We start from the raw sequence: 11,848 nt of genomic DNA on the forward strand, positions 1-11,848 counted from the left end.
CGTCGCGGAAAAGGGGGTTCAGCCGTCGATGCCGGGGACGTCGGCGTTCTTGAGCGAGAACCAGTAGAAACCGTGGCCGGGCAGGGTGAGCAGGTACGGCAGGGTGCCCACGGGGGGGAACCGCACCCCGCCCCTCGCCTCGACGGGGATCATGCCCGCGAAGCGGCGCAGGTCGAGCTCGACCGGCTGCGGATACTTCGAGAGGTTGTTGACGCACAGCATCAGGTCCTCGCCGTCCTCGCGGACGAAGCTGAGCACCGCCGGGTTGCTCGACCACAGCTCGTTGTAGACGCCGGTGCCGAAGACCTGGTGGCTGCGGCGGATCGCCAGCATGTTCCTGGTGAAGTGGAGCAGCGAGGCGGGGTTCTTCTGCTGCGCCTCCACGTTGACCGCCTGGTATCCGTGGATCGGGTCCATGACGACGGGCAGGTACAGGCGTCCGGGGTCGGCCGTGGAGAAGCCCGCGTTGCGGTCGGGGCTCCACTGCATCGGGGTGCGGACCGCGTCGCGGTCCTCCAGCCAGATGTTGTCGCCCATGCCGATCTCGTCGCCGTAGTACATGACCGGGGAGCCGGGCAGCGAGAGCAGCAGCGCGGTGAACAGCTCGATCTGGTCGCGGTCGTTCTCCAGCAGCGGGGCGAGGCGGCGCCGGATGCCGAGGTAGGCCCGCATGCGCGGGTCCTTGGCGTACTCGGCGTGCATGTAGTCGCGCTCCTCCTCGGTGACCGTCTCGAGCGTCAGCTCGTCGTGGTTGCGAAGGAAGATGCCCCACTGGCCGCTGTCGGGGAGCTTCGGGGTCCGCGACATGATCTCGGAGATCGGCTCGCGGCTGCCCCGCCGCACCCCCATGAAGATGCGCGGCATGAGCGGGAAGTGGAAGGCCATGTGGCATTCGTCGCCGCCGGTCGCGGGGTCGCCGAAGTATTCGACCACGTCCTCGGGCCAGCCGTTGGCCTCGGCGAGCAGCACCCGGTCCGGGTAGAGGCGGTCGACCTCGGCGCGGATCTTCTTCAGGTACGCGTGGGTCTCCGGCAGGCCCGAGCAGTCGGTGCCCTCGCGCTCGAAGAGGTAGGGCACCGCGTCGAGCCTGAAGCCGTCGATGCCCAGGTCCAGCCAGAACCGCAGGACCTCCAGCATCGCCTCCTGGACCGCCGGGTTCTCGTAGTTCAGGTCCGGCTGGTGGTGGAAGAAGCGGTGCCAGTAGTACTGCTTGCGGACCGGGTCGTAGGTCCAGTTGGACTCCTCGGCACCGATGAAGATGATCGGCGCGTCGGGATACCCGGTCGGGGTGTCGGACCACACGTAGAAGTCGCCGTACGGCCCCTCGGGGTCGTGCCGGGACGCCTGGAACCAGGGGTGTTTGTCGCTGGTGTGGTTCATCACCAGGTCGGTGATGATGCGCAGGCCCCGCTGGTGCGCCGACTCGATCAGCTCCACGAAGTCCCCGAGGTCCCCGAAGTCCGGAAGGATCTTCATGTAGTCGGAGATGTCGTATCCGCCGTCACGTAGGGGAGATTCGTACAGCGGAAGGAGCCACAGGCAGTCGACGCCGAGCCACTCGACGTAGTCCAGCTTCTCGATGAGACCGCGCAGGTCACCGGTGCCGTCGCCGTTGGAGTCCTTGAACCCGCGGACCAGCACCTCGTAGAAGACCGCGCGCTTGTACCACTGGGGATCCGCCGAGACGAAGTCCTCGGCCACGGACTCCTGGGAAGGGGAGGGGAGGGGGGATGGGTTCATCGTGTTCTCGCTCACGGTGATGAAGGGCAGGACGAAGTCACCGGATGCTCCGGCTGATGATGTTTGGTGACCGCGCCGGCGGGAGCCGTCATCCCCACGAGCTCCATGGCCGCGGACAGGACGAATTTGTGATTCAGGACTGTCCGTTGTGGCGCTTTCTGGGCCGAACACTACCAGCCACCTGAGACCCCCGAAGCCCTCTTGGCGTGGTACATCGCCCCCGCCCCACGGAATTTTCGCGCGCATCGCGCCACGACCGCGTAATCGTCGCGTCGCTGATTGTTTTCCTGCGTGAAACACGACACGCCGCAGAGGGGTGACCTCGTCCTATGCCCGGGGATCGGGCCGATACACGGACCCTCCCGCGCGGCCGGGAGCCGGTCCTTTGCGCGGATGTTGCGCATCAGGTCCCCGGAGCATTCCCGAAAGCATTCTCGGGGCACTCTCAGGGCACTCCGGGGGCACTCGCGGGGCACTCACGGGGCACGGAGAAACCCTCGCGGAACGGACGACTCGGAAAGGACCGGGCGGGAACGGGAACGGACGGAGGCCGCTCCCGGCGCGGAGGGAGAGGGGATCAGTTCCAGGGCGGGGTGAGGTCGGGAAGGTGGTCCCGGTAGTCGCCGAGCCAGGCGCCGAACAGCACGAGGCCGCGCACCCAGAATCGGTCGTTCCAGCCGTTGAACCGCGCCAGCGCGTCGGGGCCCTCGGCGACCACGGCGTGGAGCTGCTCCGACAGCAGCGAGGGCACGGCGCCGGCGACCCGGGTGAGCATCAGGTGGCTGTACTCCCTGGCGGGCGCGGCGGCCGAGCGGAGCGGGACCCGCTGTAGCGGCTGCTTGACCACGTTGGTGGAGGGCAGCGCGGCCACGCGCGGGTTGGCCGCGTACAGGACCTCGCGGTAGAAGCGCCCCTGGTCCTTGCGGTGCACGCCGACCGAGAGCGCCGCGTCGAAGAAGGCGGGGTGGATGAACGGTGCCGCGAAGGAGGCCTCGGGGCCGACCAGGTTGACCGGGGAGCGGGCGATGCCCCGCGCGGTCCTGGTGTGCAGGACCGAGAGCGGCAACTCGGCCCGGTGGCCGTTGAGCATCGCGGTCGACTGGGTGAAGGCGTGTCTCACGCTGTCGGTGATCCACGCCTCGGCCCCCTCCGACAGGAACGGCACGGACGGGGAGCCGAGCGCGAGCGAGCCGAGCAGCGCGGCATTGCGCTCGGCCTGCGTGGAGGCGCCGAGCGCGGCCCCGCTGACCATGAAGTTCTTCAGCAGCGGCCCTCCGGCCAGCCCGTCGACGAGGGTCCGCCCCGCCCGGTGCACCTCGCGGGCGAACGGGGTGTACCAGGCGTGGTGCGGGGTGAGGAACTCCAGCCGCCGCGCCGCGGCCAGTGCGTCGTCGGGATAGGAGTCGGCGTCCTGGGTGATCACCCTGTGGCGTACGCCCAGCTCGCGGGTGATCGCCTTGGCGAAGACGATGTCGGTGTCGGTGCCGTCGTCGGGGCTGGTCGTCCACGACTCCACGTCGGCGCCGCGCGCCACCGCCACCGAGCACAGCAGCCGTGAGTCGTAGCCGCCGCTGACCGGCACCAGCAGCGGGCGCCCGTCGAACTCCTTGTAGACCTCGTGCAGGATCTCCAGGATCTCCCCGGCGGTCCTGCCCGCCTCGTACGGCTCCTCGCGCAGCCAGCGGGGCAGCATCCGCTCGACGCCGATCCGGTCCGACGCCCGGTCGAAGACGAGCGCGCTCGCCCCCGCGAGCCGCTTCACCTGCGTGTACGGGGTGTCGTCGCGCAGCGGGAAGGTGAGCTGGATGATCGAGGCCCAGGCGTCCCAGTTGATCTCGTACGGCGTGCGCGCGAGGGAGAGCAGCGGTTCGAGCAGCGAGGAGAAGTAGACGGCCCCGCCGTAGGACAGGTAGTAGACGTCCACGAGGCCGAGACCTCCGGTGTGCAGCGTGATCCGCTCACCGTCGTCGATCAGGCCGGGCGTCTCGTAGGTCTCCGCCACCGTGATCCACGGCGCCGCGCCGCCGGGCCTGCGCTCGCCCCAGGCGAAGGCCCAGGTGCGCTCGTCGCGCCGGTACGGGGGCAGCGGGGAGGAACTGAACAGGGCCGCGTTCTGGGCCTGGACGGCGGGTCTGACCCGCGGCCCCGCCTCGCGCAACCTCTCCAGGACGGCCTCGTCGAGGTGTCCGATGCCGCCGCAGACGTACGGCCTCACATTGAACGTCGGCCACTGCACCGTGCTGACTCCTCTGTGTCGCGATTGACCAAAGGGTATCCTTTCGCCCGGCTCACGAAACGGAGGACGGCGTGGCGGGCGAGCAACTCGAAAGCACACGACAGGCGTTGCGGGAGGCGGTGGCGCACGCGGAGAGGGCTTCCGAGCTGGCCCGCCTGCTCGACGCGGCACAGGCCAAGATCGCCGATGCGGAGCGTGCGGCCGAGGAGCTGCGCGGGGTGAAGGAGCTGCTGAGCGAGACCGAGGAGCGGCTCGAAGCCGCGAACGCGGCCGAGGAGAAGCTCCGCAAGGAGCTGGCCGAGCAGCGCTACCAGGCCGAGGTGGCGAAGTGGAAGCTCTCCTCGGTGCAGGTGGCCCGCTGGTCACGGCTGGGCGACGCGATCAAGACGGGCAAGAGCAACCCGGTGCGGCTGGCGCGCGGCCTGCGCGGGGCGGCCAAGCCGGCCAAGCGCCCGACCGCTCCCAAGCGCCAGCCGGTGCCGCGCAAGGCGGGCGACAAGGCGCCGGTGCCCGGGGCGTCCTTCCAGGCCACCAGCTCCGTCAGGACCGTCGGCGGCAGGCCGGTGAAGCTCAAGCCGTACCGCGTCCCGACCGGCCCGAACACCCGCCCGCACCTCACCGCCGCCGTGATCGCCGCGCCGCACGGCGAGGCGCTGCTGCGCTACGAGTGGCGCCAGACCACCGGTTTCACGCCGAAGGACTTCGCCAGGGTGCTGGCCGCCGAGGTCCCGCACCTGCTGCTGGTCGAGTCGGTGACGGAGGGGCCGTGGGCGGAGGAGCTGCGCCGGCCCGGCCAGGGACTGCACGCGCTGCTGGCCTGGTGCGCGGAGCGGGGCATCCGCACGGTCTTCTGGCACACCGGGGGCACGCCCGCCGAGTTCGTCGCCGCGGCCCGGCTGTTCGAGCACGTCGTGACCGCGCTGCCCAAGTCCGTGGGGCCGTGGGGCACCGCGCTGGCGGCCCAGGAGCCCGAGCAGGGACGCCGGGCGCCCTCGCTGGGAATCCTGCCCTTCGCGATCCAGCCGCGCGTGCACAACCCGTTGCCGCTCGCCGGGGACCGGTTCGAGCGGGTGCTCTCGCTGGAGGAGCTGCTTCCGGGGCACCTGTCGTACCCGGACGTCCTCACCTCCTACCGCTGGCCCGTCGCGGTCGACTGCCCGCCGGGCACGGAGCCCTGGCGGATGGCGGAGCTCGCCGCCTGCGGCACCCCCATCGGCACCGAGCCCGACGCGCGCCGCGCCCACCTGGCACTCCGCCAGGCGTACGCCTCGGGCACGATGACCAACAAGGTCGACGACCTGCTGGACGCGATCGGCCTGCCCAGCGGCAGGGCCACCCTGAACATCTCGGTGATCATGATCGACCGGGGCGACCTCGACTACGCGCTGGCCCAGGTCGCGCCGCAGAAGGGCGTCGTGCAGCTGGTGCTGCTGTCGGACGCCTCGGACGCCGCGGCGCGTGCCCGCGACGCGATGCCCGACGGCGTGCACGTCACGGTGCGCCGCCCCACCTCCAACCTGACCACGGGCGGCCTGCTCAACCGGGCCCTCGACCTGTGCCAGGGCGACCTGGTGGCGGTCATGGACGCCCGCGACCGGTACGGCGAGCACTACCTGGCCGATCTCAGCCGGGCGTTCCTGTTCGCCAGTGCCGACATCGTCGGCAAGGCGGCCTACTACGCCCACCTGCGCGACGTCGCGGCGACCGTGCTGCGCCAGCCCTCGGCCGAGTACTCCTACCTGCCCGACGTCGCGGGAGCCACCCTGCTGGCCCGCCGCGCGGTCCTGCGGGACATCGGCTTCGCCGACGTCTCGGACAACTGGGCCGACGTGCTGATGCGGCAGTGCCGCGCGGACGGGATCAAGGTCTTCTCCGCCGACCGCTTCGGCTACGTCTGCCTCCGCGACCGTGACCGCTGGCTGCTCGGTTCGGCCCAGCTCGTCGACTACGGTCCGGCCGACCCGCACGCCCTGGTCTGAACGCCGGCGACCGTCAGGCGACCGTCGGGCGGTCGACGGCGTCACCGACCGCCGGTCGCCCCGTCGCCGCCTGACGACCTCACCGGGAAGTCAGGCTGCCGGGTTGACTTCCTCTCCGGGGCCGAAGCCCTGGGTCGCCACGCTGGAGGGATTTCGATGACGCCGGGCACGCTCGCCGAGGTTCTCGGCCTGCCGCCGATTCCCAGGGGGACGTGGGTGGGGGAGGCGGTCTACGTCTCCCCGGTCGCGCTGCGCAGGGGCGAGGACCCCGAGGAACTGGCGGAGCGGCTGCGCGCGCTGCCGGGGATCACGGCCGTCCGGGTACGGCCCCGGGGTTTCCTGGAGATCGTGGTGGCCGTTCCCGGCGAACTCGTCACGGAGATCGGCGCGACCGTTCCCGTGCCCACGGGCGAAAAGCCCGTTCCCGCGAGGGAGGTCCCCGTGGCCCCCGGTGACACCTCCGCCGTTCCGGTGGCCGAGGGCGGAGTTCCCGTGGACACGCTCGGGGGAGGGTCCGCGTGGAGGGATCTGCCCAGGACGTGGGCCAACCCCGGGTTCGTCGTCAGGTACGCGCACGCGCGGGCGGTCGCCGTACAGCGCTGGGCCGTCGAGCTCGGCGTCGGCGGGGATTTCAGGCCCGAGTTGCTGGAGGACCGCAGGGACCGGGCGGTGCTCAGGCTGCTGGCCGAGATCCACGGCAGGCGGGTGAGCCGGGACCCCGGGTGGGCCGCCTACGCCGAGCAGCTGGCGCTGGCGTACCACGACGCGTTCGAGGGGGCCGCCGCGCTTCCCTCGGGGGACGAGGAGCCGTCGGAGCTCCACACCGCCCGGGTGCGCCTGGCGCGGGCCGTGCGGGACGTGCTGGCCGAGGCGTTGACGGCGCTTGGCGAGACGGCGCCCGAGAGACTGTGATAGACCCTCCCAAAGGAGTTCAAAAGGATCAGGGGAGAGGTGAATGGTCGGGCCTCGTGACTGGGAGGCGCACGAGCCGCGCCGATCAGGGGTGGTCCGGCGGACGCTGCCGACCCTGCTCGCCTTCGCCGTCATCCTCGGCGGGCTCGCCTATCTCGGCGGAGACCTCAGGGAGCTCCTCGGCACCGCCCCCGGCTCGCCCATCTCGGCCGCGGCCAAGCATCGCCTCTACGGGGACACCGAGCCGGTCGACGGCCGCTGCGACACCCTGCCGAAAGACATCGACGCCGACGTCAGGGCGTCGTTGGAGGCTCTGGCCGGCTGCCTGGAACGGATGTGGGCGGCCACCCTGGCGCGGGCGGAGATCGGCTACGAGCCGCCGGGGGAGGTGCGGCTGGTCGACGCCCCCGAGGAGGCCGCGTGCGGGATCGACGACTACGACTGGGCCGGGATCTACTGTCCGGGGCCTCGCGTGGTGAACGTGCTGGTCGAGGGCGAGCGGGCCTTCCCGATGATGTTCACCCTCGCGCACGAGTACGCCCACCATGTCCAGGAGGTGAGCGGGATCGCCGACCAGAGGGGTTCCGAGGCCTTCGACGAGGCGTGGTCGCGGCGGCTCGAACTGCAGGCCGACTGCCTGGCCGCGGTGGCGCTGCGAGGCGTCGCACCGCGTCGGCTGGAGAATTTGCGCCTTCTCGCCGGGCGCGGCCCCGGCGCGGACGAGGGGGCGGAGGCGGGCTACCGGCAGTCGCACGGCTCGGGGACGAGCAGTGCCGGGTGGATGCTGCGCGGCCAGAAGGGCGGCACCGTGGGGTCCTGCAACACCTGGGGCGCTCCCGCCGAGCAGGTCTCCTAGGCTCGGCGGGCCTTCGCCGGGCTTCCCGCCGTACCCTCCGCACCCGAGCGCTCGGTCCGGCTCCCCGGCCTGTCTTCCGCGCCGAGCGCGGCGCGTTCGGCTTCCCGCCGTACCCTCACGCTTGGCTCGGCGCGTCCGGCTTCCCGCCGTACCCGCCACGCCGAGCGCTCGGTCCTCCGGCCTCCGGGAACGCGCTCACCCGGTCTCTCCCGAGGATCGTGTCGCGGTGCGACCTTAAAATATGTCGCCAAAACGGCCCATAACGTAAAAAGTTCGCGTGTTCGAGCAGGATCGCGTCTCGATGGGTGGGCAATCGTCTCAGGGGGATCACCGGGTCCGATAGCCTCGATCGGGTGAGTCGATTCGTCCACCCCGCCGGTGACCGGCATGCAGAAGTGCTGCCCGAGGAGCGCCCTCCGCACGCACCCGCAAACCTGAACGCGCTCGATCCGACCATCTGGCCCCGAACGTCGAGCCGCGCCGACGGCTCGATCACGATCGGCGGCGCGGACGTGAGGGACCTGGTCGCGGAGCACGGCACCCCGCTCTACGTGGTGGACGAGGAAGACTTCCGCTCCCGCTGCCGTGACTACGCGAGCGCGTTCTCCGGCGGCGAGGTCCACTACGCGGGCAAGGCCTTCCTGTGCCGCGAGGTCGCCCGCTGGATCATGCAGGAGGGCCTCGGCCTGGACGTCTGCAGCGCCGGGGAGCTCGCCGTCGCGCTCAGCGTCGGGTTCCCGCCCGAGCGGATCACCATGCACGGCAACAACAAGTCCCTCGCCGAGCTGGAGAAGGCCGTCGAGGCCGGGATCGGGCACATCGTGGCCGACTCCTTCGAGGAGATCGCCCGCCTGGGCTTCCTCGCCGACAAGCACGGCACGCGTCCCAAGGTGATGATCCGCGTCACCGTGGGCGTCGAGGCCCACACCCACGAGTTCATCGCGACCGCCCACGACGACCAGAAGTTCGGCTTCTCGCTGAGCAGCGGCGCGGCGGCCGAGGCGGCACGGCGGATCCTCGCCCTGCCCCAGCTGGAGCTCGTCGGCCTGCACTCCCACATCGGCTCCCAGATCACCGACACCGCGGGGTTCGAGGTGGCCGCGGCCCGCCTCGCCACCCTCCTGGTCAAGATCAAGGACGAGCACGGCGTCGTGCTGCCCGAGCTCGACCTCGGCGGCGGCTACGGCATCCCGTACGTCGAGGGCGACACCGCGCCCGACGTCAAGGAGATCGCCGACAACCTGCGGGAGATCGTGAGCAGGGTGGCGAGGGGCGCCGGCCTGCCGGTGCCCAAGCTCACCGTCGAGCCGGGCAGGGCGATCGCCGGGCTGGCCGGCGTGACGCTCTACGAGGTCGGCACGATCAAGGACGTCGAGGGCCTGCGCACCTACGTCAGCGTCGACGGCGGCATGAGCGACAACATCCGCACCGCCCTCTACGGCGCCGACTACACCGCGCGCCTCGCCTCCAGGGAGAGCGACGCCAAGCCGATGCTGTCGCGCATGGTCGGCAAGCACTGCGAGAGCGGCGACATGGTCGTGCGCGACCTGTGGCTCCCGGCCGACCTGGCCACCGGTGACCTGATCGCCGTCGCGGGCACCGGCGCCTACTGCCGCTCGCTCGCCAACAACTACAACTACCTCCCCAAGCCCGCCGTGGTCGCGGTCAAGGACGGGGTGTCTCGCGTGATCGTCCGCAGGGAGACCGAGGACGACCTGCTGAGAGGACAGCTGTGAAACGACCCGGAGCGGCCGAGAGCGCCGTCCACGGTGTGAGTGACAAGGGGGCGTGACCGGATGGCACTGAAAGTCGCACTTCTGGGATGCGGCGTCGTCGGTTCCCAGGTGGTCAGGCTCATGCACGAGCAGGCCGACGACCTCGCCGCCCGCGTCGGGGCGCCGCTGGAGCTCGCCGGGGTCGCCGTACGGCGCCTGGGCCGCAGGCGGGACGCCGACGTCGACCCCGCCCTGCTCACCACGGACGCCGAGGCCCTGGTCACCCGCGACGACATCGACGTCGTCGTCGAGGTGATCGGCGGCATCGAGCCCGCCAGGGCACTCATCCTGGCCGCGCTGAACAGCGGCAAGTCGGTCGTCACGGCGAACAAGGCGCTGCTCGCCGAGCACGGGGCGACCATCCACGCCGCGGCCAGGGCCGGTGGCGCCGACCTCTACTTCGAGGCGGCCGTCGCGGGCGCGATCCCGCTGATCAGGCCGCTGCGCGAGTCGCTCGCCGGTGATCACGTGCATCGCGTGCTCGGCATCGTGAACGGCACCACCAACTACATCCTCGACCAGATGGACTCCAGCGGGGCCTCGTTCTCCGACGCGCTGGAGGAGGCGCAGGCGCTGGGCTACGCCGAGGCCGACCCCACCGCCGACGTGGAGGGCTTCGACGCCGCGGCCAAGGCCGCGATCCTCGCGGGGATCGCCTTCCACAGCCGGGTGACGGCCGCCGACGTGCACCGCGAGGGCATCACCGAGATCACCGCGACGGACGTGGCCAGTGCCAAGGCGATGGGATACGTCATCAAGCTGCTCGCGATCTGCGCCCGCTCCGAGGACGGCAGGTCGTTCGGCGTACGGGTGCATCCGGCGATGATCCCCAGAACGCACCCGCTGGCCGGGGTCCGCGAGGCGTACAACGCGGTGTTCGTCGAGGCGCGCTCCGCCGGGCAGCTCATGTTCTACGGCGCGGGGGCGGGCGGCGCCCCGACCGCGAGCGCAGTGCTCGGCGACATCGTGGCCGTGGGACGCAACGTGCTGGCGGGCACCCGGGGACCTGAGGAGTCCACGTACGCGGACCTGGTCGTGCACCCGATGGGCGAGACCGTCACGCGCTACCACGTCTCCCTGGACGTCGCCGACAAGCCGGGCGTGCTCGCGAGGGTCGCCGACATGTTCGCCAAGCAGGACGTCTCCATCCAGACCGTGAGGCAGGAGGGGCACGGCGCGGACGCCCAGCTGGTGCTGGTCACCCACCGGGCGAGCGACGCCGCGCTCTCCGCCACGATCGAGGGCCTGCGCGAGCTGGACATCGTCCGCGACGTGGTGAGCGTCATGCGGGTGGAGGGCGAGGACGCCTCCTAGCGGCTCCGCCGGGCCGTTCTCCTCCACGGGGGTCGGCCCGGCATCGGGTTCCTGGGCATTTGATAACGGTTCATTTGGTGGCCTTTACCGACTTATAGGGTTCTTTCATGCCCTGTCTGCCGTTCCGCGAAAGGGAGTCCACCGTGAAGGTCTTCCACCGGGTGGTGGCGTTCGCCACGGCGCTGGCCGTCGTGGCGACGCTGAGCCCGGCCGCCCACGCGGCGACCGCGCGTCCCTCGAAGAAGATCAAAACGATCGTCGCGCTCACCTTCGACGACGGCGACTCCACCCACCCCGCCGTCGCCCGCATGCTGGAGAAACGCGGTATGCGTGGCACGTTCTACGTCAACACCGACACCGTCGGCGGCGAGGAGAAGCTGACCCGGCGCGAGCTCGCCGCGATCGCGAAGAAGGGGCACGAGATCGGCGGTCACACACTGACCCACGTCCGCCTCACCGAGCTCACCCGGAGCGAGCAGGAAGGCCAGATCTGCGACGACCGCAGGGCGCTGATCGCGTGGGGATACCGGCCCACGACCCTCGCCTACCCGTTCGGCGCGGTCGACTCCGACGCCAAGGCGGTGGCTCGGCGGTGCGGCTACGACGCGGCCCGCGGGGTCGGCGGGCTCAAGGAATGGGGCTGCCCCGGCTGCCCGGCCGGTGAGCCCTTCCGTCCGAAGGACCGCTACGACATCCGCACCTCCGGCTCCGTCCGCGAGGACACCCTGCTGCGGCACCTGAAGCAGCAGGTACTCAACGCGGAGAAGACCGGCGGCGGGCTGGTTCCGCTCGTCTTCCACCGCGTCTGCGACGACTGCGGCCTCTACTCGACGACTCCCGGGCTCCTGAACCGGTTCCTCGACTGGCTCGGGACCAGGAAGTCGCACGGCACGGTCGTTCGTACCCTGCAGAGCGCCGTCGGCGCCCGCTACCGGAATGCGGGCTAGGGCGTGTTTTAGAAGTGGACGCTGTCCTTTGCTCCGCACCGTAATGATCTCGGTGTGGGGCGAGGGGATCTTTCTGATGAGCAGTGGGC

The 11,848-nt window shown here is 71.0% G+C and carries 8 protein-coding genes; 6 read left to right on the plus strand and 2 right to left on the minus strand.

Annotation, left to right across the window (positions count from 1 at the left end; genetic code table 11):
• Window positions 1-18: 18 nt before the first annotated feature.
• Window positions 19-1,740: a maltose alpha-D-glucosyltransferase gene (gene treS / locus AB0B90_RS36365; protein ID WP_350948536.1), complete on the minus strand. Its 1,722-nt coding sequence runs from the start codon at window positions 1,738-1,740 to the stop codon at window positions 19-21.
• Window positions 1,741-2,317: 577 nt separating this feature from the next.
• Window positions 2,318-3,976 carry an asparagine synthetase B family protein gene (locus AB0B90_RS36370; RefSeq protein ID WP_362926523.1) on the minus strand — a complete coding sequence of 553 codons (1,659 nt, stop codon included), beginning with the start codon at window positions 3,974-3,976 and terminating at the stop codon, window positions 2,318-2,320.
• A 71-nt stretch (window positions 3,977-4,047) separates the two neighbouring features.
• Between AB0B90_RS36370 and AB0B90_RS36375 the strand changes: the two genes are divergently transcribed.
• The 6 genes from AB0B90_RS36375 to AB0B90_RS36400 all read left to right on the plus strand — a co-directional run bounded on the left by AB0B90_RS36375 (window position 4,048) and on the right by AB0B90_RS36400 (window position 11,759).
• Complete coding sequence (locus AB0B90_RS36375; protein WP_350948538.1) at window positions 4,048-5,955, plus strand: glycosyltransferase; 1,908 nt, start codon at window positions 4,048-4,050, stop codon at window positions 5,953-5,955.
• Window positions 5,956-6,111: 156 nt separating this feature from the next.
• Entirely contained in the window at window positions 6,112-6,867 is a 756-nt protein-coding gene (locus AB0B90_RS36380) for a DALR anticodon-binding domain-containing protein (RefSeq protein WP_350948539.1), read from the plus strand.
• Between the two features lie 43 nt (window positions 6,868-6,910).
• Complete coding sequence (locus tag AB0B90_RS36385; RefSeq protein ID WP_350948540.1) at window positions 6,911-7,723, plus strand: neutral zinc metallopeptidase; 813 nt, start codon at window positions 6,911-6,913, stop codon at window positions 7,721-7,723.
• A 353-nt stretch (window positions 7,724-8,076) separates the two neighbouring features.
• Window positions 8,077-9,459 carry a diaminopimelate decarboxylase gene (lysA, locus tag AB0B90_RS36390; RefSeq protein WP_350948541.1) on the plus strand — a complete coding sequence of 461 codons (1,383 nt, stop codon included), beginning with the start codon at window positions 8,077-8,079 and terminating at the stop codon, window positions 9,457-9,459.
• Between the two features lie 60 nt (window positions 9,460-9,519).
• Entirely contained in the window at window positions 9,520-10,812 is a 1,293-nt protein-coding gene (locus tag AB0B90_RS36395) for a homoserine dehydrogenase (RefSeq protein WP_350948542.1), read from the plus strand.
• 107 nt (window positions 10,813-10,919) lie between these two features.
• A complete protein-coding gene (locus tag AB0B90_RS36400; RefSeq protein ID WP_362926524.1) occupies window positions 10,920-11,759 on the plus strand; it encodes a polysaccharide deacetylase family protein in 840 nt (279 codons plus the stop codon).
• Window positions 11,760-11,848 lie beyond the last annotated feature (89 nt).

It is taken from the genome of Streptosporangium sp. NPDC049078 (assembly GCF_040648855.1).
Taxonomy (GTDB): domain Bacteria; phylum Actinomycetota; class Actinomycetes; order Streptosporangiales; family Streptosporangiaceae; genus Streptosporangium.